The following is a 23635-nucleotide window of genomic DNA, read 5'->3' as shown; positions in this document are numbered from 1 at the left end:
GAGGGAACGATGACATTTACTTGGCCGAAAAATTTTTATAGTGATGGTATTCACGGCCATTTGCGTCGTAACCCGAACAAGCCGGATATCGGATGGTTGGTATCAACAAAACCGGCTAACGTGGCTGGTGTTTTTACTCGTAATACATTCCCAGCCGCACCGGTGCAATTAGATCGAACGATTATTCGTTTGAATAAGCCAGTCCATGCGATTTTTGTAAATTCTGCGAATGCTAATGCGTTTACGGGAGATGTTGGTATGGACAACGCGCTGAAAACGCAAAAATTAGTCGCGGAACGGTTGCACTGCGACGAATCTGAAGTCTTAGTTGCATCAACGGGTATTATTGGTGAACAATTGCCGATGGATAAAATACAGGCAGGTATTAGTCGGTTAATAGAGAGTGACCCTATGAACCTAGCTAAGGCAATGCTAACGACTGATACCACAACTAAAACGGCCCAAGTAACGACCGAAAATTATCAAATTAGCGGTGTCGCAAAGGGGTCGGGGATGATTCATCCTAATATGGGAACGATGCTAGGTTTCGTTGCGACCGATGCCACCATCAATCAGCAATTATTACAACAGCTATTACGTGAGCTAGTAGATGTGACCTTTAATCAAATCACGGTAGATGGGGATACTTCTACAAATGACACGGTTTTGGTTTTGGCCAATGGGGATGATTGGTCAAAAGCAATCAAGGCTGGTACGGACGCCTATAAGTCTTTCAAAGCTAATTTGCAACAGGTGCTTAAGACATTAGCGATTGCAATTGCTAGTGACGGAGAAGGTGCCACCCGGCTAATTGACGTTCGAGTTACGGAAGCACGTAGTAAAGCTAGCGCGATGAAGGTTGCAAAAAGCGTCGTTGGATCAAACTTAGTTAAAACAGCCGTTTTTGGCGCCGATCCAAATTGGGGGCGTATTGTCGATGCGATTGGAAATGTTGGTGAAGTGTTTGATGCAAATACATTATCGATCAGCATTAACCAAGCGCCAATTATTTTGAATGGACAGGCGGTTGTGGATGACGGAACAGCTGCGCAAGTAATGCAGGAAAAAATAATCGTTGTAGCAATCTCATTAGGAATCGGACATGAACAAGGTCAGGCGTGGGGAAGTGATTTGACCTATGAGTACGTGCATATTAACGCGGCTTATCACACATAAAACATGAAAGTAATTAAAATTGGCGGCAACGCATTAAAAAATTTGAATATTCAAATCCTAAACCAGATGCAAGCCTGGTTAGCGATTGGGGAACCCGTCATATTGGTGCACGGTGCTGGTCCAATGGTAAATGAAGCGCTAACGCGGGCCAAGCTGCCCGTCAAAAAAATAGATGGGCTACGTTATACGGACCAACGGACGCTAGCGATAATGCAGGACGTTGTGCAGGTACAAGTATGGCCGATGCTACAGCACGTTTTAGGTCAGGCCCACATGGCGGCGAATCTGTTAACTGAGGGAGTTCAGGCTACCTTGAAAGCCGAGGGGGAGTACGGTCGCGTTGGGGAAATAAAAAGCGTTGCAATGGAGAGGGTTACGGGACAGTTATACGTCATTGGACCATTAGTTCCTGATGAACGAGGGGAGTTACTGAATGTCAACGCGGATGAGATTGCGTTAGCTATCGCCCGTCATTTTATGGCTGATAGTTTGTACTTTCTGACAGATGTAGATGGCGTTCTTAATAAACAACAGGAAGTGGTTTCTAATTTAACACCGATTGACGCTAGCAATTTAGTGCAACAACAAATTGTGACAGATGGAATGTTTGTCAAAATTCAAGCTGCGTTCGCGGCAATTAGAGCGGGTGTAACAGATATTCGATTGGGGAAAGATTTTGAAACGGGCACAAAACTAATTTTGGGAGAATAAGAATGAGTCATTTATTTAATACCTATGCACGCGCTGATTTGGTTTTGGTTGATGGCCACGATGCTTACGTTACCGATGATGCAGGCGATGACTATTTGGATTTTGGGGCTGGCATTGGCGTAATGAATCTTGGTTACCATCATCCGGTGATACAAGAAGCTGTGGAACAGCAACTCAAAGGTATTTGGCATACATCAAATCTATATGAAAGCCCGCTACAAGAAAAAGTAGCCCACTTACTAACTCAGGAAAATGATCAATTAGTTTTTTTCGCTAATTCAGGTGCTGAAGCAAATGAAGCTGCATTAAAACTAGCGCGTCGCTATACAGGAAAGCACAAAATCATGAACTTTTCGCAGGCGTTTCACGGGCGGACGTATGGGGCCTTGTCGTTGACCCCCGTAACGGCATATCAAGAAGGGTATGGTGTTGATCAAGATGTCGTGACACTGCCCTTTAATCAAGCGTTAGCCATTGAAGCGTTAGATGGTACTTTTGCCGCTGTGATTCTTGAGGTAGTACAGGGTGAAGGCGGAATTCATGTTGCCCAGAAGGAATGGCTTCATGAGCTTGTGGCAAAAGCAAATGAACTTGGTGTGCTGGTAATCATTGATGAAGTACAGTCAGGTATGGGCCGGACTGGATCGCTTTACGCCTATCAGCAATTTGGAATTACACCAGACATCGTGACGGTTGCTAAGGCGCTAGCAAACGGGCTGCCAGTGGGAGCAATGATTGGTCGGGCTGATTTAGGCCGTGCTTTTCAACCAGGGGCCCATGGGACAACTTTTGGCGGTAACCCAATTGTCATGGCGAGTGCTATTGCTGTGTTAGAAACGTTAACTCCCGAATTTTTAGCAACCGTTGCGCACAAAGGTGAGCTGATTCGTCATGAAATTGAGGAGCTTAGCGCAAATTTACCACAGGTGAAGATGGTTCGTGGCGCAGGGCTAATGATTGGGATTGAATTAAACGTGGATGTTAACGCAGTGCTGGTTAAGTTACGAGAAAAAAGGATTTTAGCACTGTCGGCGCAGGGAAACACGCTACGTTTACTACCAGTATTAACAATGGACCAGGCAACCTTACATGCGGGGATCATCACGATTTTAGAAACGATTGGAGAGTTCTAAATGCAGAACATATTTTACGGTCGCTCCTTCCTGGCTGAAAAGGATTTTACCGGGGCTGAACTATACACCTTAATTAAGTTGGCGGAGCATCTTAAGGAATTGAAAGCGCAACGAGTTCCGCATGAATATTTGAAGGGACGCAATATTGCGTTGCTATTTGAAAAAACTTCAACGCGAACGCGATCATCGTTTACGATTGCAGCCAATGATTTGGGCGCACATGCCGAGTTTTTAGGCAGTCATGATATTCAATTTGGAAAAAAGGAATCGTTGTCCGATACGGCTCGTGTATTAGGGTCAATGTTTGATGCAATTGAATATCGTGGGTATGAGCAACAGATGGTTGAAGCTTTGGCCGAAGAAAGTCAGGTTCCGGTATGGAACGGTCTAACTGATAGTTGGCATCCAACCCAAATGCTGGCAGATTTTATGACGATTGATGAAATTTTTGGACATTTAAAGGGTATCAAGTTGGCTTATTTGGGAGATGCCCGTAATAACGTTGCTAACTCATTGTTGGTAACCGGTGCTATGCTGGGCGTCGACATCACTTTGGTTGCCCCAAGTGCATTGCAACCGACTCAGGCGGTGCAAGCGTTAGCCCAGTCATTTGCTACTGAAACCGGGGCAGAACTGGTGATAACCGATGATGTTGATCAAGGCGTGAAAGGAGCACAGGTCTTATACACCGATGTTTGGGCGTCAATGGGAGAGGAAGCGGCATGGGCTGAACGCATTGCCTTGTTGCAACCATATCAAATTAATATGACGACTGTTATGAAAACCGGGCAAGCAGACACGATTGTTCTGCATGATTTACCAGCCTTTCATGACTTAGAAACGACCATGGCTCAGGCGGTGCATCAGCAGTTTGGTTTGACAGAGATGGAAATCACGCAAGATGTTTTCCAGGCGCCGTATGCGAAACAATTCCAGCAAGCTGAGAATCGCTTGCATACGATTAAAGCTGTAATGGCAGCGACTTTGGGGGAGCTCTTTTTACCGCAAACCATGGTGATTCAATAGCCCGTACAATTGAATGATTTAACTGAGTTCTGTGAGATTCAAATGGTTCAAGGGTGGAAAATGCCGTGATGTAATAGATGATAATGCCTCCCGTGCCTCAGCATTTGGGAGGCTATTTTATTAGGGGAAATGAAATGAAAAAAAGATATTTAATTTTGGAAAATGGCTCAGTTTATGAAGGAGAGGCTTTTGGTGCAGCTGGTGATGTTAGCGGTGATTTAGTGTTTACGACGGGGATGACTGGCTATCAGGAAACAATTACGGACCAATCCTATCTGGGACAGATGATTGTATTCACATACCCATTAATTGGTAATTATGGTGTTAATGACCTGGATTATGAGTCGCATCGACCAGCGGCAACGGCGATTATAACAGCGGACTTGGCTGAGCGACCAAGTAATTGGCGGTCGAAATGGTCTTTGCCGGAATGGGCTGAAATGATGGATCTGCCAGGTATTACCGGGGTTGATACACGGGCGCTAACGAAAGAATTACGACAGTTTGGTACGATGAAGGCTAATTTGGTTGATCAATTACCTGCTGATACAGGAGAGGCTTCAACGGTAATCACAACGGCGCCAAGACGGTATGAGCCAGGTGAAACACCGCGCACATACGATGCACCGGATAGCCATTTACATGTGGCACTAATTGATTTTGGTTTGAAAAATGCAATTATTCAATCGTTGAATCATCGTGGGGTGACGGTGTCTGTATTTTCACCGGCAACGACCGTGGCTGAAATATTAGCGTACCATCCCGATGGTGTTCTGTTATCAAATGGGCCGGGCAATCCAGTCGATTTTATGGACTTTATTCCAAAAGTTAAGCAGCTACAGGAAATGAAGCCTCTTTTTGGAATTTGTTTGGGTCACCAATTATTTGCGATTGCCAATGGCGCGAAAACCTATCAAATGAAATATGGACACCGTAGATTTAACCATGCAGTTCGTGAACTTGGCAGTAAACGGACTTATTTTACGTCGCAAAACCATGGCTATGCAGTGGATAAAAATAGTGTGGCAACTACTGATTTGGTGGTCACTTATGAAGATATTAATGACGGTAGCGTTGAAGGCGTGAAGTTGCCGGGGCGTGCTGCATTTTCTGTGCAATTTCACCCTGATGCGACACCAGGACCGCACGATGCGGCGTATTTGTTTGATGAGTTTGTGACAATGATGACTGAAGAAAAGATAGGGGTAGCACAATGACAAAGCGACATGATATTCATAAGATTCTGGTGATTGGATCTGGGCCGATTGTCATTGGTCAAGCCGCCGAATTTGATTATTCTGGTTCGCAAGCATCCCTAGCGCTGAAAGAAGAAGGATATGAAGTTATCCTGGTAAATTCAAATCCGGCGACGATTATGACTGATCAGGAAATGGCCGATCGTGTTTACATTGAACCGTTAACAGTGGCTTCACTGACTCAAATCATTCGACAAGAAACGCCAGATGCTATTTTACCTACTTTGGGAGGGCAGACGGGTTTGAACCTTGCCAAAGAACTATCAGAAAGTGGGGTGCTAACCGAGTCACAAATCGAGTTGTTGGGCACGAAATTAGCGGCGATTGAATCCGCAGAAGACCGTGAACTATTTCGTGATTTGATGGCTGATTTGGGCGAGCCAGTACCTGATTCTGTGATTGCTGAAGATATTAATGACGCGGTAAGTTTTGCTGAGCAACATGGGTATCCAGTAATTGTGCGGCCTGCGTATACGCTAGGTGGGTCAGGTGGTGGTATGGCCCAAACTCAGACTGAGTTGGTTGATATTACGACCCGGGGGCTTGAACTTTCGCCAGTTACACAGGTGTTGATTGAAGAGTCAATTGCGGGATATAAAGAAATTGAATTCGAGGTAATGCGTGATTTAGCTGATAACGCCTTGATTGTTGCATCGATGGAAAACTTTGACCCCGTTGGTATTCATACCGGCGACTCAATTGTGGTAGCACCTGTGCAAACACTATCGGACTATGATTATCAATTATTACGAGATGCTGCATTGAAGATTATTCGAGCGTTAGACATTGAAGGTGGGGTTAACATTCAAATGGCTTTGGCGCCCGATAGCGCCCATTATGACATTATTGAAGTTAATCCACGTGTTAGTCGGTCGTCGGCACTGGCGTCGAAGGCAACGGGATATCCAATTGCCAAAATGGCTGCCAAAATTGCCGTTGGATTAACCCTTGATGAAATTATTAATCCCGTAACAGGGACGACTTTGGCTGATGTTGAACCAGCTTTGGATTATGTAGTGGTAAAAATTCCGCGCTGGCCATTTGATAAATTTGGTCAGGCCGATCGGACATTGGGCACACAAATGAAAGCAACCGGGGAAGTGATGGCAATTGGACGAAACCTGGAGGAAGCCATACTAAAAGCGGTTAGGTCGTTAGAAATCGATGCGGTGGGGTTAGATGATATCACATTTGAAACATGGTCAACGCAATCGTTGTTGGATAATCTGTGGCCAGCGCGTGATGATCGGTTGTTTATGTTAGCAGCATTAATCCGGCGCGGCGTTGCCATGACAGAGCTACATGCCATCACGAAAATTGATTACTATTTCTTAGATAAATTGGCATCAATCATTAAAATTGAGCAGCAACTACACCAATCTCCGCAAGATATTGAGTTGTTGAGTTTCGCAAAGCGCCGTGGTTTTGCGGATGCAACCATTGCCAACATTTGGCAGATGACGCCTGATGATATCTGGACACTAAGAGCGGAACACAATATCAAGCCAGTTTATAAAATGGTAGATACCGTGGCTGGTGAATTTGATTCTTCAACCCCGTATTATTACGCAACTTATGGGAAGGAAAATGAGTCAACCGTCACGCAACGTCCATCCGTATTGGTAATTGGTTCTGGGCCAATTAGAATCGGACAAGGGGTGGAGTTTGATTACGCTACCGTGCATGCAGTTAAAGCGATTCAAGCCGCCGGGTACGAAGCGATTGTCATGAACTCTAATCCAGAAACTGTTTCGACGGACTTTTCGATTTCGGATAAGTTGTATTTCGAACCATTAACCTTCGAAGACGTGCGAGAAGTGGTGGCGTTAGAAAAACCGATTGGGATCGTTGTTCAGTTTGGGGGACAAACGGCTATTAATTTGGCAGATGACTTAAATCAACATGATATGCCAATCTTGGGTACGTCGGTGTTTGATTTGAATCGGGCCGAGGATCGCGAATTATTTAATCAATTGATTGCAAAGCTACAATTGCCACAACCGGCAGGTAAAACTGCTTCAACAGTTGTAGAAGCCTTGGAAGCCGCTGAGAAGGTTGGCTATCCAGTGTTGGTGCGCCCTAGTTATGTACTAGGGGGTCGTGCTATGGAAATTGTCACGAATGGGGATGAATTAGCGGATTATATGGCACGGGCAGTTGCCGTGTCCCATGATCATCCGGTGTTGATTGACCAGTATTTGGCTGGTTCAGAGGCCGAATTGGATGTTTTGAGTGATGGCGAAACTGTAGTTGTTCCCGGCATTATGGCGCATATTGAGCCGGCTGGTATTCATTCAGGTGATTCTATGAGTGTTTACCCGCCACAAAACTTGTCTGAGGAAATTCAACAACAGATGGTAAATGCAGCAATAGCCTTGGCGCGTGAGTTGCATGTTGTTGGTTTGCTTAATGTGCAGTTTGTGATTCAAGCGGGTATTGCCTATGTGATTGAGGTGAACCCTCGCGCTTCACGTACAGTACCGTTTATTTCTAAAGTGACTGGCGTTGCACTGGCGCAGTTAGCAACGCAGGTCATGTTAGGCGTTAAGTTGGCTGATTTGGGGTTTGAAACCGGAGTTCAGCCAGTACCAGAATTGGTGGCAGTGAAAGCGCCAGTCTTTTCTTTCGATAAATTGCCTGGAGTGTCAACGGATTTGGGTCCGGAAATGAAATCTACCGGCGAGGTGCTCGGAATTGCATCGACCTATGAACAGGCTATGGCCAAAGCTGCCATAGGGTCTGGGGCGGAGTCAATAGCTAAACCAGGATCAATTTTTCTACTGAATGACAAACGCGAACAAACGCTGATTGGTTAATAAAAAAGACTGGGACAGCAATTGCTGTCCCAGTCTTTTAGTGAAGACGAATTACCGTGGCATTAAACCGGCTGTCACGCTGGTTGCTTTCGCATCTTCGTATTCATGGTGATTAATTTTATCATTATCTAGCATCGCGGCCAGCACGATGTTGCGGCGCTTTTCAACCAGTTCTGGATTGCTGTACAGGTCGAAGTTTGATGGACTCTGACCCAAACCGGCGATGATGGCCGTTTGTGACAACGTCAATTGAGATAGTGGCTTACCGAAATAGTAGTAGGCAATTGTTTGCGCACCGTATTGGTAGTGGCCTTCGTAAATTTTATTGACATAGTATTCCAAAATTTGTGCTTTAGAATGCGTTTTGTTCAACTGAAGCGCCAGATAAATCTCTTGAATTTTGCGGGTTGGTGTTTGATCCGCCTTGCTAGTTGAGAAAACGGTCAACTTAACAAGTTGTTGGGTGATTGACGAACCGCCACGGGCAACGCCATCGCCAAAGCGGGTCTTGATGTTTGAAACAACCAAGTTGAATACCCCGCCTAGGCTGACACCGTTGTTCGTTTCGAACGTGCGATCTTCGGTTGAAATCAAAGCATTACGATAGTCGTCCGGAATGTTGTCATAGGTGACATAAACCTGATTGTCACCGGGGCTAGGATTCGCCTTGAGGGCTGATTCTGTAATCGTAGGCGCTTGATGAATGGCGTAACCAACATAAGCGCCAACCGCTAATAGCATGATGATAACGATGGTTCCCAGCCATTTCAGTATGTTTTTAACTGGATTGTGTCGTTGTCGACGTGTTTTGCGACTCGCCATCGGCAAATCCTCCGTAAGCATTATTTCTGATAGCATACGGGGAATTTTCTTTAAAAGCAATGGTCAGTTATTAGTGACTGGGTGTAAGTGTGACGGTTAGGTGGTTATCAGAATCCACGAAAGCGTCATAAGCTGCTGTGCCGTTATCACCCAAGAAGTGTTGGTTGTGATTATCCTTGGCTTCCAAAAAAGCGCCGATAAATGAAGGGTGCATCCAGTGCATACCGAACTCGAATCCTTGGAATGTGCCAGGGTAGCGACGATCATTCGCGTCAGCATCAAAACGAATTTCAGTAACGCCGTCTGCGTTATTCGTGATGTTCATTTGAAGTCCATCTTCATTGATAACTTCGGTAGTTCCAACTGGTAATGATGCGGGAATGGGGTACGTGATGGTACTCGTGTTGTTATATGCGGCTGCAAGTGTTTCATATTGTCCTAAAGTCATCATGATGGTGGCCTCCTTTGTTTTGTTGCCATCATTATCGTTCGTCCTTAACAACTTGTAAAAGAAAAAGGCACGAAATTTAGGTAGACTGGGCCTTAGGGGGGATTGAACAATGAAAAAATTCAAAAAAGGTATTGGATTCCCGAGTGTTGTACTGCTAGGTATTAATGGCGTCATCGGTGGTGGGCTGTTTTTGCTACCAAGTACGATGTACAAGCAGGGTGGCCAATACGTTTTATTGGCAATTGCTTTGGCCAGTATTTCAGCGACGTTAATCGCGATGCATTATGCCGTCATGTCATCACGAATTGATGAAGACGGCGGTGCGTGGGTGTACACCAAGCGCGCCTTTGGACATTACCCAGGATTTTTGGTGGGTTGGTTTGGCTGGCTGTTTGGGGTAATTACCATCAGTGCTGAAACGGCGGCCTTTTTAAAAACGTTAACAGGACTGGTACCGGCGGTTGGGACGCCGTTAGTCTACAATAGTTTGGCTATCGGCATTATGTTGCTGCTGGGAATTATGAATTACTTCGGTACAGGTATTGCGAGTCGCATAGATGATGCGTCCAGTTTGATAAAAATCGGGGTCATTTTGGCTGTGTTCATTGCAACGGTTGTGTGGTTGCTGCTGGGTAGCACATCGCAATTCTCAATCGCACAAGCGAAACCGGTGCATGATTTCTCAGGTGCCTTTGGAAATGCCTTCTATATGTTCACTGGTTTTTCACTGATTCCGATTGCGGCTAAAGAGATGAAGAATCCTGGCAAAATGTTGCCACGTGCGATTTTGACGGTGATGCTAGCCACGACGGCGATTTTTGTTTTGATGCAAGTCGTCGCAATGACAGTTTTGGGTGATCATCTGGCAGGCTCATCTTTGCCGGTTGCGGACATTTTTAATGTTATTTTGGGCCGTGTCGGCCGTACGATTATCATCACGGGGATGATGTTGTCGATTATCGGTGTTGCGATTGCAACATCATTTAATTCACCAATTGAGTTAGCCTCGATGGCCCGTGAACGTGGGTTCCTGCCACGTGAATTCTCACGTTTAAATCGCTACGGTGCACCAGTTGGCGCCATCTTGCTAACAATCGCTATCTCAGGTAGCTTGATTTTGAGCGGTAGTTATCTATTTTTGATTAAGCTGATTGTGCTGAGTGACTTTGTGCAATACTTGGGAACGATTTTCTCATCGATTAAGCTACGTGGTGATGCGACACTGCCAACTGGCTACAAGCTACCAGGCGGTAAATGGATGACTTATCTGACCATTGTGGTGGTCGCATATTTGTTTACAACCTTTGCGTTTACGACCGTTCTGGTCGGTATTGGCTTTGCGATATTAGGAACGATTATTTACAGTGTGGAACAACGACGCCACTAAAACGACGATCACTTATGACCAAAAAAATTTGGTCATAAGTGATTTTTTTAATGCCTACAAAATAACTTTCTTAAGTTTCCTAGTCAATTCTTATGGTAGTTAAAAATGGGTTAAGGGCGAGGTTTTGTAACGTGTTGTGAATAATGCACCGGTATCATAGAGAGTGGATATTTTGTAGGATTGTAGGCCTCTACGAATATAGGAGACATTAAATGATTAATAAACAAATTTTGACAGCAATGACAACTGCAGGAGTTGCAACGGTTGCCGTTGGTGTGAACGCATCAGCTGATACATACACGGTTAAGGCTGGTGATACGTTGACGAGCATTGCCAATGCAATGGGAACGACGGTTGAAAAGATTGCTAGTGATAACAACATTGAAGATGCAAACTTCATTTTGACGGGTGTGTCATTGACGGTTAATGGAGACGGAACGGTTACACCGGTACAAGCTGACGCAGATGCGACGGCAACGACGACCGCTGCTCCAGTTGGCGTAAATGGTTCATACACGGTGAAGAATGGTGATACGCTTTTCGCCATTGCACAAGCAAATAACATGACGTTGGCTGATTTGTTGGCAATTAACGGTTTGACGGCGACTGACACGATTTTTATCGGCCAAACGATTAATTTAGTTGCCCAAGCAGCGCCGGTTGCACCAGTTGTTGAAAGTGCTGCGCCAGTTGTGACGTCAGAGGCACCAGTGGTATCTGAAGCGCCTGTTGTGTCAGAAGCTCCAGCAGCCTCAGAGGCACCGGTAACATCAGATGTATCAGAAGTTGCGCCGGTTGCTGAAGAAGCGTCAGAGGCACCTGTCGTGGCAGCCCCAGCGTCAAACTACGTCGGTGCACCAACGCAAGCTGATTCATTTACGCAAACGACGGACTCAGGTGTCACAACGGCTTACCAAACGGCCGAAGTTGCGGCTGAAACGCCAGCGCCAGCAGCAACTGGTTCAGTTTATGATCAATTTATTGCAGCCGGCGGAACGGATGCCTTGTGGTCAAACATCGTTATGCCTGAATCAGGTGGAAACCCAGATATCGTTTCACCAAACGGTTACCGTGGTTTGGGTCAAACCAAGCAATCATGGGGAACTGGTTCAGTTTCAGAACAAACAGCCGGTATGGTTAACTACGCTGTGACACGTTACGGATCAATCGATAACGCTGTGTCATTCCGTGTTGCTAACGGTTGGTGGTAATATAAAATCTCATTTAGGGACTCGCATTTTGCGGGTCCCTTTTCAGTTGTCGCAAGGCCTTAACCGTTATGCGCGAGATTTATTTTAAAAAATATAAAAAATTCATCGTGGTGAAAAATTGAACAACCCCCTATATTGAAAGACATACCAAGAAAGATATGGAGGTAACAACATGTTGCGCAAAATATTAGTGGACAAGGAATATGCCGGAATATGAAGAAGGTGTTTGGATTTACTTTTGCAGTATTTGTCATGGGGAGTGTAGTTGTACTGTTCTTGTTTCACCGCACTGATAAGCAAGGCGCGTTGATGCGAGCGGAGGTTGAACATTGGACTAACATCACCACGCCTAATGTTCAGATGAATTATTTAGTTGCTTCTGGTATTGGGCGATTGATGGGTCGAGTTGATTATCGCGCCAGTAAGGAAATCTCGGGCCGGGTTATTCATTGGAAAAATCAGACCTATTTGTACAACGCTATGGGTCGAAATCAATTTAGGCAAAATAGTCAAAGCTACGTTGATGGTAGTTGGCGAGATAGTGAGAATGGCCAGCGGTTATTGCAGTTTAACGGGAAATCACAGGAGCGTTTTGTTAGAGCTGATTTTTCAAAATTTCATGATAACGATGTTGCGGAGCTTGCGGTGACATTTAAATATAAGTTGACCTATGACGAAATTAAACGGGGGATGCCTGGAAATGTGGCTGTTACTTGGCTGTGGTCAGGGATTGCCACTGGTGACGCAGAGTATGTAGGTGTTCCAATCGGAAAAGAAGATCCAACGGGTGACTATCGATATTATTTGAAGTCCTATAATCGTTTCGAATCGCAAATGTCGTGGCCAAATCCTGCGCCAAATTTGGCTTCAGCGAAATTCCCTGGCGTTGTTATTACGGGAAACATTGCAGATTTAAAGGCGCTAGAGACATCTGATAAGGTCGATAAGGTTTCATTAGGGGTAGTGATGTCCTCATCGGAGGGGTAAATTATCTAACTATTTCACAAGCTGGAACTCAGCAATTTACTTTCTAGAAGCGTATTATATCTATGACTTTTAGAGAGGTAAGTTGAATATGGAATCTTATGAATTGCAGCAACACACTAATGCAGTGCAGGATGCGGCTAATGCAACGCGTGAGCAAAATTGGCTTTTGCAGCAACAAGCGCAAGAGTTTGCAACGCAAAATGAGTTGAGCCAAAAAGACTTCGAACTCCGTCGCCAAGTGATGATGATTGAGCATCCAGAATTGCGCCCGATTATTGAGCAACAAATGCGTGAAGAAGCAGAAGCAATTGCTCGTCATAAGCGACATGATTTTATTGGCAGTTTAGTTGGTGTTGTTATCTTAGGGTTAATGATTGGATATGGGCTGCCTTGGTTGTTGAACAGTGGCTTAATTTAAAAACGAATGACCGATTAGTCGCGAAGGACTGACCGGTCATTTTCACTTCCTACATGTTAGAATAGAACTATCTTATAGAAAGAGTAGACGATAAGTCTTTGTAGAACGAAATGGCTGAAGAAAAGAAGCGTCGTCCTTACCAAGGTAAGGGTGGCAACAATCAAAATCGCGGCAAGTTTGTTCCACGTGGAACACGTGGACCTCGTCGTGATAATCGCAACCAACAAAACGTCGAAGTTAATGTTGGTGATAAGCTGTTGATTACCATCAAGCGATTGGGAATCAACGGTGAAGGAATTGGTTACTATAAGCGTAAGATTACGTTTATTCCAGGAGCTCTTCCTGATGAAGTCGTTGACGTTGTTGTAACGAACGTCACAGACAAGTTCATCGAAGCGCGTGTTCGTAAGATTAAGCAACGCTCACCAAAGCGTGTTGATCCAGTTGATAACCAAGAAGTTGGTGGCTTTGAATTGGATCACTTGTCTTACGATGGCCAACTAGAATTTAAGCAAGATGTGATTCGTCAGGCTTTGGAAAAGTACAAACCTGAAGGATATGAAAAGTTTGATTTGCGCCCAACGATTGGTATGGAAAACCCAGACGGTTACCGTAACAAGGCGCAATTCCCGGTTCGTGAAGTTGATGGTAAGTTGGCCGTGGGAATGTACAAGCGTAATTCTCACGACTTGGTTGATTTGCCAAAGGTTTCAACGCAACACCCAGCAACGTTGAAGGTTGTGCGTAAGGTGCGTGATATTTTGGCTGATATGGACATGCCAATTTATAACGAGCGCAAGAACTCAGGCATCGTTAAGACGTTGATCGCCCGTGTGTCAGAAACGACAGGTGATGTGCAATTGACGATTGTCACGAACGGCAAGTACTTGCCTAGTGCTGATGAATTGATTGCACGCATCAACAAGGAATTGCCTGAAGTCGTTTCTGTTCACCAGAACATCAACTCAGACAAGACGTCACTTGTTTGGGGTGAAGATACCAAGTTGTTGTGGGGTAGCGAATACATTACGGAGACAATTAACGGTAAGACGTTCAAGTTGTCACCACGTGCATTCTTGCAATTGAACCCACGTCAGACACAACGTTTGTACAACGAGGCTATCTCAGCCCTTGATTTGACGCAAGCCGATAAGTTGATTGACGCCTACTCAGGAGTTGGAACCATCGGTATTTCATTGGCTGATCATGCTGGTGAGGTGCGTGGTATGGATACGGTTCCTGACGCCATTGATGACGCTAATGAAAATGCGGCTGATAACGGTGTTAAGAATGCTGCCTACTATACAGGTGCAGCTGAAGATTTGATTCCACGCTGGGCAAACGAAGGCTGGGTGGCCGACGCTTTGGTTGTTGATCCGCCACGTACTGGTTTGGATGAAGAATTGCGTTGGACGATTTTGGAAACACAACCAGATAAGTTTGTGTATGTGTCATGTAATGCTTCAACGTTGGCCCGTGATTTGGTCGACTTGACGCGTGTTTATGATGTTGAATACATCCAATCAATTGATATGTTCCCACAAACTGCTCGTTGGGAAGGTATTGTTAAGTTTACGAAGAAGAGCAAGTAAGATAGAGGACGCGCAATTTATTTGTGCGTCCTTTTTTCAGTTGGGGAGAACTGTTTTTCATGGGTTGAAGCGATACAATGAAAGGTAACAGGGGAAACAAGCACGACAACTAGGGGGATGAAAATGACATTTTCGATTGAAGTCCGGGGTGCAAAAACTAATAATCTGAAAAATATTGATGTGGATATTCCACTGGGGCAAATAACCGGGATTACCGGGCGCAGTGGGTCTGGAAAGAGTTCACTGGCGATGGGGACGCTATACGGTGAGGGGATGCGTCGTTATTTGAATGCCTTGTCGACCTATACGCGACGCCGCATTACACAGGCGAATCGCGCTGATGTGACAAGTATTCATCATTTGCCATCAGCTTTGGCACTGCGCCAACGTCCACAGGTGCCAGACGTACGTTCAACAGTTGGGACGATGACGGAGAGCTTGAACGTGTTACGTTTGATGTTTTCACGTTTAGGGTCGATGGTGTGTCCGAATGGGCATCGCATTGGGCCAACATTGGCTGTTGCAATGGATGTTGATATGACGGGGATGGATTGCCCGGTTTGTGGCGTGCATTTCATGCCATATGGCGCCGAAGATTTCGCTTTTAACTCGGCTGGTGCATGCCCAACTTGCCAAGGAACGGGTGAGGTGCAAACCATTAATCCAGCTTTGCTAATCAATGAAGAGCTGACGATTCGCGATGGTGCGGTGAATTCATGGCGTACACCTGGACGAACGTTTATGCCATTGGTAGCTGAAGCAGCAGGCATCAACATTGATATCCCGTATAAAGATTTGTCAGATGATCAAAAGGATTTGGTTTTGCATGGTGACCGTGACGAATATGAAATTAATATTCCAAGCAAAAGCGGCAAGGTGTTCCACATGGATCATGCGGTGTTTGAAAATGCGACGAACGCTATTGAGGACAGCGTGAAGAGCAGTAAAAACGAGCGCACCATCAAACGCTTGAATCAGTTTTATACTTTCCAAACTTGCCCAACATGTCATGGGTCGCGTTTTAACCCGGCGTTGCTGACGCAGTTACTACGAGACAAGAACATCGCGGAGCTATCAGAGTACACTATCGAAGAACTGGCAGTATTTATTGCCGAATTGCCGGCGACATTGCCAGCCGAGATGCAAAAGATGGGACAAAAGCTTGTTGATGAGTTTTTGGAACTATTAGACGCACCAATTAAGCTCGGTTTGGACTATCTCACGTTGGCCCGTGCCGTAAGTACACTTTCAACGGGTGAACTACAACGTATTCAACTTGGACGTACGATTCGAAATGAAACGACGGGTGTGTTGTATGTGCTAGACGAGCCAACGGTTGGATTGCACCCAGCCAACGTCGCAGGCCTATTAACGATTTTCAAAACTCTTTTGGAGCAAGGTAATACGTTGGTCGTGGTTGATCACGATATGAGTGTCATTGGAGCGAGCGACCATATTATTGAAATTGGCCCAGGTTCGGGCGATTACGGTGGGACGGTGACGTTTACCGGAAGTGCGCGTGATGCAATGGCATCTAACGCATTGGTGGCCCCTTATCTAAACGGGACGGCTGACATTCAGACCAGAACATTGGCACCGCGTGAAACGTTGTTTGATGACGGCAGTATCGATATCGCGGTGACTGCCAAGAATAATTTGCATGACGTTAGGACACAGATTCCTAAGAACCGTTTAACGAGTGTTACGGGGATGAGTGGTGCCGGTAAGACAACGTTGATTCTCGATTTGTTGGTGCCGGGTATTCTAGCGCAAAACGACCAACAGCCACTACCTGATGGTGTGGCGTCACTTGATGCGGCAGGTGTTGCAAACGTGGTGATGGTTGATTCAGTGCCGGTTGGTAAGAATGCGCGTTCAACGGTTGCGACGTACACTAACATTTTGGATAATTTGCGCAAATTGTTCGCTAGCTTGCCGGATGCTAAGGAACATGGTTTCACCGCGAGTGATTTTTCATACAATGCAGCTGGTGCGTGTCCAACTTGTGGTGGCGTCGGGCACATCACGCTTGATGTGCAATATCTACCGGACGTGACGCAAGTCTGCCCAACCTGCCAAGGCTCACGTTATCGTTCTGATGTACTGGATGTAAAATGGCACGATCGATCAATCGCAGATTTGTTGGCCTTGTCTGTCACGGATGCACTTGAAGTGTTCAAGGATGAAAAGAAGATTCTAAAGACGCTCGAAACGTTGCAAGAGTTGGGCTTGGATTATCTGATTTTGGGTGAAAGTACGCCTGAATTATCAGGTGGTGAGGCACAACGACTAAAGTTGGTGTCACAAATTCACCAAAAGCAGGGTGCCAGCTTGTTTATCTTTGACGAACCGTCAGTTGGATTGCACCCGTTGGACATCGAGAACCTACTTCATGTGTTCGATTTGTTGCTGAAGCAAGGGGCGACAATCATTACCATCGAACACGATTTGGAAGTGATGGCTAACTCAGATTGGTTGATTGATTTGGGACCCGGTGGTGGTACGCACGGTGGTCAAATTGTTGGTACTGGGACACCAAGTGAACTAGCTGCGATACCAGAAAGCGTTACAGGTCAGTATTTGAAGGATTATTTGGCGCAATATCAACACGCATAATACTGTGGTCGTTAGTTTTGGACTGACGACCTTTTTGTTTTAATCATCAAAATAAATTAACAAGTTATTGATAAACTATAATCTGATATATTACTCGTAAATAGGAGGTGCAAGATGCGTTCATGGCGATCGCTTGTGTTGCCTGGTGGCGTGCTGTTGTTAGCATCAGTTGTGCTGGTGTTACCGCAGCTGATATCGAATATGCCGATTATTGGCATCGATGCGCTTTTCCACTTTAATCGGTTCTATGATATTGCGGAACAAATTAAACACGGGCAGTTTAACTACTTCATGTCAGAATATGGCTATCAACATTCCGGACGAATTGTCACACCGTTATATGGACCGTGGCTATCGTATTTGATGGGGTTTGCCCTCATGCTAATACCAAACTGGTTTTGGTTTGAAATTGTAACTGACATTGCTATCTTGCTTGTCGCTGGTGTGGGGATTTATCGACTAGGCCGTTATTTGAAATCTAGTCGCTATGCCAGTTTAGTGAGTGCAGTTATCTATATGGCGTTACCGCTAACGACAACTTGGCAAACGAGTCAATCGTTTACCGGCATCGGTGCCGCGCTACTGCCATATGTAGTGTATTACGGCATTGCAATGGCTAAACAGCCGACAACCTTTTCTTGGGTTGGCCTGGCGATATCGTTGGCGGTACTGACGCAAGCCCATTTATTCACGGCATTATTAGGTGTCTTGGTATTAGGTATTTTATTTGTGGTGACGGTGATTGGTAAAAATAAGGCGACGATTATTGCGCTGATGAAAAGGCTGATAAAAGCAGTTGTCCTGTATGGGTTACTAGTCGCTAATGTTTTAGTTGGTATGGCCGACGTGATGGGCAGTAACCAAATATTAACCCCGTATACACCACTGAATATTAGTCGGGAAGGGATGCGCATTACGTTATCACAGGCACCAACGCTTCGAAACTACAGTTGGATTGGGGTTATTGCGGTGATTGTCTTAATCATTGCGGTGATGGTTTATCGGAAGCTGGCCCGTGAATACCGCTTCTTATTTTGGCTGGCGGCTGTCTTTTTCAGTTTGTCATTGGCGGTGTTCCCGTGGAATGCGGTGCAACAGATTGCCCCAGCCCTGGTTGATACGATGCAATTCCCGTCGCGTTTGTCAGTTGTTAGCAACATTGCTTTGGTGCTACTGTTGCCGCGAATCCTGATGGTGCCGGATGTGAAAAGGCAACTAAATCGCCGGTTGCGGCTGGTAATTGTGATGGTTGCCGTTGTGGTGCCGGTGGCGATTTCCTCAAGTATTTTGGCGAAGAGCGCGCATCGTTTGCATACAGATGAGCTGGTCCACGTCACGAAGCACATGGTCTATAACGATAAAAAATCTAAAGCTGAAATTGCACGGGATTGGCGCTACGGTGATGTGCAGGTTGCGTTAGCAGATGTACAAAAAGCGACCCCTGATTATTTGGTGAATAATGGCTTGCAACCAGGTGATAACAGTTATGACATGTATATGCGTGAGGTTATTCAAAACCCACTAAAAGCGCAGGTGACACAAGGTAATAATGCACTCACGTATCGTTGGCATAGTGGAAATGAAAAGCAGACAACGGTGCCAGTCGCTGTCTATGCGCATTCAAAGGTCGTTTTGAATGGCCAGCAGGTGACGAACCCGAAAACGACACGTATTGGGACGTTACAGGTTCGACCACGGGTTGGTCAGAATAACGTGACGATTTCGTATGACGTGTCACCAGTTATTAAAATAATCGTTTTAGGCAACGCTGTACTTTGGGCGGGCCTCGTCATTTTCATGGCTGGTAAAACAATTTGGCGTAACGGCTATCAGATTAAGGTCTGATGGCCGTTTTTTGCGTGGTATACTTAGCGATAAGTTTCTATTTTTAGAGTAAGGGAAGTGTTTGTGTGAGTAAGCAGTGGTATGTGGGGATGGCTGCTGGTGGGGCCTTGTTCTGGGGTATCAATGGTATCTTGTCGAATATGTTATTCAATCGGATTGCGATTTCACCAGATTGGTTAACGACCGCTCGTTTGTTAATCTCAGGTGTTGCGTTGCTGTTGTATTCGTTGATTCGCCGGCAAAATGTTTTTACGATTTGGCGTCAACCGAAGAATGCAGTCTTGTTAGTATCGTTTGGGTTAGTTGGGGTGTATTTTGCCCAGTCAAATTTTGTACGAACGTTGTACTACGGTAACGCAGCGGTTGCGACGGTGTTGCAGTATATGGCACCGGCATTGATTGTTATTTTTCTAGCGCTATTTCGACACAGATGGCCACAACGACAAGAATTAATCGCAGTGATTCTGTCGTTGGTGGGAATCGTATTGTTGGTGACCAATGGTAATCTGGCCCAATTGCAGATTTCAGAGAAAACACTATTCTTTGGGATTTTGTCAGCGCTGGGATTGGTTGCGTACACGTTAATTCCAGGGTCTTTGTTGGCTGAGAATGATGCTATCGTCGTTGTTGGTTGGGGGATGTTTATGGGTGGTTTGGCCGCTAATTTCGTGGCGCCCCTTTATCACACAGCCTATCATTTTGATGCGATTGATCTGATATTGCTGTTCTTCATTGTGGTATTTGGGTCAATCGTTGCGTTTGTCTGGTATATTGCGAGTCTGCGTAAGGTGGCACCGGAAACAGTGGGGATGCTTGGCATGCTCGAGCCGTTAAGTGCAACTGTCTTATCAGCGATTGTGTTGGGTGTTTCGTTTCATGCGCTCCAAGTAGTGGGGATTGTCATGACACTTGGTGCAATTTTGATTATGAATGTCGTTAAGAAATGATGAAATGCTTGTGGGGCTAATACTCTGCAAGCATTTTTTTAACTGTGTAGCAATGTTTCTTCATGTTTTTAGAATACAAATCAAGTAGACTGGAGGGTAACAAGTAACGTTTTTAATCATGACAGTGACGTAATTAGTGGTGGGGGTAATGAAATGACTGTTTTAACATTTACAACAAGTAATAATCAGGGACGCTTACCGGAAGCACGTGAGATGGATGTGCCATATAGCGATGCGCTTTTTGATAAGAATCCAGCTGAGTATCAACATGATTTGGCGCGAGTTAGCGCTGTGATGGCTGGCTCGACGTACACGCGTGATAGCCAAGTTGCAGGACCGGGTTACGCGACTGAAAATTTGCGTGCATTGGGATTTAAGACAGAGTCACATGGCTATCATGTAGTTGATGATCCAAATAACGTGGCCTTCACGCTTGGCTATAAGCGTGTTGGGGCCAATAATCTGTTTGCGGTGATTATCCGTGGGACGCCGCAAAGCGCGGAATGGGCGGGTGACTTCATGATTGGTGATGAAGATGCACCAGGTATGGATAATATGATCTATATCGGCCAAAAGATTGCGGCGCAGCTACACGATTTCGTGATGCAATTCGACAATGTCGGTCAGAACAATATTTTTTGGGTAACCGGTCATTCCCGTGGTGGTAGTGCGACAGAAGTGGTTGGTAAGCTGCTAGTTGATGCTGGCGAAGAACGTGTTTTTGCTTATGCGTTCGCGCCAACGACGACATATAAGACAGTAGCTAATGTTGATTATGCAGTGAAGTATGAAGCGGTACATGCCATCATTAACCCGTTAGATACGGCGCCAACATTCCCACTAGTCCAGTGGGGCTTCACACACATTGGTCAGCAACATATGCTGCCAGTGTCAGCATTGCCTGAAGTTGCCAAGGAATATGAGCGCATTAATGGGGTGCCATTTAAGGGCGATGCCCAGCAAGATGCGGACATGTTGGAACGTGGTTTGCAACTATATTATGCGTTGGCATCAAGTGTGCATGACTTTTACCATGCGACGACACCTTGGTGGGACGGACAAACGATGACGCCATATCAATGGGTGCAGGATATGATGATGGCACCACAAGGGCTGGAAATCCCTGAGCGAACGGCTAATGTGATGGCATATGCAAAGACACATCCGGTGTATGCAAAGTTGTTCGAGCATATGGCGAATGGTGGCATGGCCTCATATGAGCACACGATCACCACATATATCAGTTTCATGGCCGTCTTACCAGATGATTGGGTTAAGTCATGATTGAATTAGCAGATATTATTTCAGTTATCCAAAATCCGATTGTCTTCATCCGACCAATCATGGACAATCCGTGGCTGGTGTATCCGGTGCTTTGGGCGATTGTGGCACTAGAAAGTTATTTCGTTCTCTTTGCGTGGATGCCAGCAGAGACGACCATGTTTCTGGCCGGTAGTTTGGCGGCCCATCCAGATATTCCAATCGAGCTGTGGTTGCTGTGGATTGGTTATCTGCCAATGGTGTATCTTGGTTGGCAGGCGAAGTATAAGCGTGGTCGCAAGCACAAAATTAAGAATGCCCGCATGGACGATACAGTCGCGTTCTTTAACAGTCATGCATCCCTAGCGATGCTATTTGGCCGGTATATTCCAGTGTTGGGTATTTTTATTCCAATTATCGCCGGCGAAAGTCAGTATGCAGCTAACCGCTTTAAAAACCAGAATATGTTGGGAACTTTAATTTGGGTGCTCGGATCAACTGTAATTGGCTTCTTTTTGGGCTCAGTGCCGTTTTTCCAACAACATTTTTCAATCTTGATTGTTGGCATCATTATTGTGCCGGCCGGTATTTATTACCTCGTCAACTTTGTGAATAGCTTTTTCCAGCATATGCGTGGATAACATGTTGCATTATCACGTTAACGTGGAATAATGGGTGGTGAAAAGAGGGCGAATCATATGGCAGAGAAAAATTACATCGCACGTATGCGCGAAAAAGTTGGTCATGAAGGCATGATTTTTAACACGGTATTCGGTGTGTTATGGCAGGCGGATCGTTCAGCAATCTTATTAGAGAAACGTTCTGATATTCAAAAAGGCTGGGGCTTTCCAGGTGGCTATATCGAATACGGTGAAACGCCACAGGAAGCGATTGTACGCGAATTCAAAGAAGAAACGGGACTTGATGTGCGCGTGAAGCGTTTGCTCGGTGTATCGTCTGAAATCGTCACTGAGAACCGTTGGGGTGATGCGCAAGAAACGATTGCAATGGGTTTTGAAGTTGAAGCGGTTGGTGGCACGCTGCGTGAAGATGGTGAGGAAACACTGGTTGTTTCATACGTACCGGTGATCCCTGAACCTAAGATGTTTGTGCCACAGGCGCAGAAGACCGTTCATCAAGTGATTAACGATAATGAGGCTTCCGAGGCTGTTTGGCTACGTGAAGACTAGACGAAAGTCGCACTCAGATGGGTGCGACTTTTTAATTACCAAATTAATTAGTTAGTTTGTGTTGACTTAACCTAACTAACGGTTTATACTTCTTTTTCGTTAGGTTTGATGTTATAAAACTAACTAATTAACTAATGACTATTTGAGGTAAAAATAAAATGACAGATGAAACACAAGACTTGATGGAATCGTTCAGCCGTTTGATGCACTCGCGCTTCTTTATGGCAGCGATGTCAATGAACATGCGTACTAAGCGCGGTAGTGATAAGGAATTGGGTCGTGGTCGTTTACGCTTGTTGGCTTTGTTGAACAAGGAAGATGGCTTAACGAATGCGGAAATCGCAGAAAAGTTGGATATTCGTCCTAGCTCAGTGAGCGCACAGGTGACGAGCTTGGTGGAGTCGGGGATGATTGAACGTCGTGCTTCTGAGAATGATGGCCGCGTTTCACTTATTTTCATTACAGATGCTGGTAAGGAGACACTGGCTGGTTTGCATAACGGTAATGACGAAATGAGTGAACGTGCTTTCTCAGTGCTAACTGAAGCCGAGCAGACGCAGTTGAAGGACATGTTGCGTCGCATCGCAGCCAATACTGAGGACATTGAAATGGATCCTGAGATGCTCCGCGATGCGTTTGGACCATTCGCCGAACGTTTCCAAAACATGGACTTCACTGACCGCCGTGAAATGCGCAAGGAGATGCACAAGATGCACCACGACTTGCACAAGGGCTTCAAGGGTTGGTTCTAACCGTCAAAAGATAAAAGATAAGAGATAAGAGGCAGAGAG

General features: G+C 45.5%; 19 protein-coding genes and 1 pseudogene. 18 read left to right on the top strand and 2 right to left on the bottom strand.

The window, feature by feature from the left end:
* Positions 1-9 precede the first annotated feature (9 nt).
* From argJ to carB, 6 genes and pseudogenes are all read left to right on the top strand, one after another.
* Entirely contained in the window at positions 10-1176 is a 1167-nt protein-coding gene (gene argJ / locus OIT45_RS05380) for a bifunctional glutamate N-acetyltransferase/amino-acid acetyltransferase ArgJ (RefSeq protein WP_199403984.1), read from the top strand.
* Between the two features lie 3 nt (positions 1177-1179).
* Positions 1180-1887, top strand: coding sequence for an acetylglutamate kinase (gene argB / locus OIT45_RS05375; RefSeq protein ID WP_199403983.1), 708 nt, complete (start codon positions 1180-1182; stop codon positions 1885-1887).
* Positions 1884-3020, top strand: a complete 1137-nt coding sequence (locus tag OIT45_RS05370) for an acetylornithine transaminase (RefSeq protein WP_371829739.1) — start codon at positions 1884-1886, stop codon at positions 3018-3020. The genes argB and OIT45_RS05370 overlap by 4 nt, the downstream gene beginning before the upstream one ends.
* Entirely contained in the window at positions 3021-4046 is a 1026-nt protein-coding gene (argF, locus tag OIT45_RS05365) for an ornithine carbamoyltransferase (protein WP_199403981.1), read from the top strand. It begins immediately after the preceding gene.
* 134 nt (positions 4047-4180) lie between these two features.
* Positions 4181-5263 (top strand): carbamoyl phosphate synthase small subunit, encoded by a 1083-nt coding sequence (locus tag OIT45_RS05360; RefSeq protein WP_199403980.1) that lies wholly within the window; start codon positions 4181-4183, stop codon positions 5261-5263.
* Positions 5260-8094 (top strand): annotated as a pseudogene (carB, locus tag OIT45_RS05355) (carbamoyl-phosphate synthase large subunit); the annotation flags it as partial. The gene OIT45_RS05360 and the pseudogene carB, both read left to right, overlap by 4 nt.
* A gap of 75 nt (positions 8095-8169) precedes the next feature.
* Here carB and OIT45_RS05350 read toward each other — a convergent pair.
* Together OIT45_RS05350 and OIT45_RS05345 are read right to left on the bottom strand one after the other, a co-directional pair.
* A complete protein-coding gene (locus OIT45_RS05350) occupies positions 8170-8940 on the bottom strand; it encodes a biosynthetic peptidoglycan transglycosylase (RefSeq protein WP_199403979.1) in 771 nt (256 codons plus the stop codon).
* Positions 8941-9010: 70 nt separating this feature from the next.
* Positions 9011-9391, bottom strand: a complete 381-nt coding sequence (locus tag OIT45_RS05345) for a hypothetical protein (RefSeq protein WP_199403978.1) — start codon at positions 9389-9391, stop codon at positions 9011-9013.
* Positions 9392-9500: 109 nt separating this feature from the next.
* Between OIT45_RS05345 and OIT45_RS05340 the strand changes: the two genes are divergently transcribed.
* From OIT45_RS05340 to OIT45_RS05285, 12 genes are all read left to right on the top strand, one after another.
* Positions 9501-10778, top strand: a complete 1278-nt coding sequence (locus OIT45_RS05340; RefSeq protein ID WP_199403977.1) for an APC family permease — start codon at positions 9501-9503, stop codon at positions 10776-10778.
* A gap of 212 nt (positions 10779-10990) precedes the next feature.
* Positions 10991-11989: a LysM peptidoglycan-binding domain-containing protein gene (locus OIT45_RS05335; RefSeq protein WP_199403976.1), complete on the top strand. Its 999-nt coding sequence runs from the start codon at positions 10991-10993 to the stop codon at positions 11987-11989.
* A 213-nt stretch (positions 11990-12202) separates the two neighbouring features.
* On the top strand, positions 12203-12976 hold the full coding sequence (locus tag OIT45_RS05330; protein ID WP_199403975.1) for a hypothetical protein: 774 nt from the start codon (positions 12203-12205) through the stop codon (positions 12974-12976).
* 88 nt (positions 12977-13064) lie between these two features.
* Positions 13065-13394 (top strand): hypothetical protein, encoded by a 330-nt coding sequence (locus OIT45_RS05325; RefSeq protein WP_199403974.1) that lies wholly within the window; start codon positions 13065-13067, stop codon positions 13392-13394.
* Between the two features lie 110 nt (positions 13395-13504).
* Positions 13505-14986 (top strand): 23S rRNA (uracil(1939)-C(5))-methyltransferase RlmD, encoded by a 1482-nt coding sequence (gene rlmD, locus OIT45_RS05320; protein WP_199403973.1) that lies wholly within the window; start codon positions 13505-13507, stop codon positions 14984-14986.
* Between the two features lie 123 nt (positions 14987-15109).
* The gene (locus OIT45_RS05315) at positions 15110-17602 is read left to right on the top strand and encodes an excinuclease ABC subunit UvrA (protein ID WP_199403972.1); all 2493 of its coding nucleotides are present in this window, start codon (positions 15110-15112) and stop codon (positions 17600-17602) included.
* A gap of 114 nt (positions 17603-17716) precedes the next feature.
* The gene (locus OIT45_RS05310) at positions 17717-19447 is read left to right on the top strand and encodes a hypothetical protein (protein WP_199403971.1); all 1731 of its coding nucleotides are present in this window, start codon (positions 17717-17719) and stop codon (positions 19445-19447) included.
* Positions 19448-19512: 65 nt separating this feature from the next.
* Positions 19513-20394 carry a DMT family transporter gene (locus OIT45_RS05305; RefSeq protein WP_264329975.1) on the top strand — a complete coding sequence of 294 codons (882 nt, stop codon included), beginning with the start codon at positions 19513-19515 and terminating at the stop codon, positions 20392-20394.
* Positions 20395-20547: 153 nt separating this feature from the next.
* Positions 20548-21678, top strand: coding sequence for a lipase family protein (locus tag OIT45_RS05300; RefSeq protein ID WP_135796992.1), 1131 nt, complete (start codon positions 20548-20550; stop codon positions 21676-21678).
* Positions 21675-22295: a DedA family protein gene (locus tag OIT45_RS05295; RefSeq protein ID WP_199403970.1), complete on the top strand. Its 621-nt coding sequence runs from the start codon at positions 21675-21677 to the stop codon at positions 22293-22295. The genes OIT45_RS05300 and OIT45_RS05295 overlap by 4 nt, the downstream gene beginning before the upstream one ends.
* Positions 22296-22352: 57 nt before the next feature.
* The gene (locus OIT45_RS05290) at positions 22353-22844 is read left to right on the top strand and encodes an NUDIX domain-containing protein (RefSeq protein ID WP_199403969.1); all 492 of its coding nucleotides are present in this window, start codon (positions 22353-22355) and stop codon (positions 22842-22844) included.
* A gap of 158 nt (positions 22845-23002) precedes the next feature.
* Positions 23003-23596, top strand: coding sequence for a MarR family winged helix-turn-helix transcriptional regulator (locus tag OIT45_RS05285; protein WP_199403968.1), 594 nt, complete (start codon positions 23003-23005; stop codon positions 23594-23596).
* Positions 23597-23635: the final 39 nt, after the last annotated feature.

Origin of the sequence: Weissella sp. LMG 11983, from assembly GCF_025908495.1 — a bacterium.
GTDB lineage: Bacteria > Bacillota > Bacilli > Lactobacillales > Lactobacillaceae > Weissella > Weissella fermenti.
Note: the sequence above shows the minus strand (reverse complement) of the source record. Positions and strands in the feature narration are given on the sequence as shown.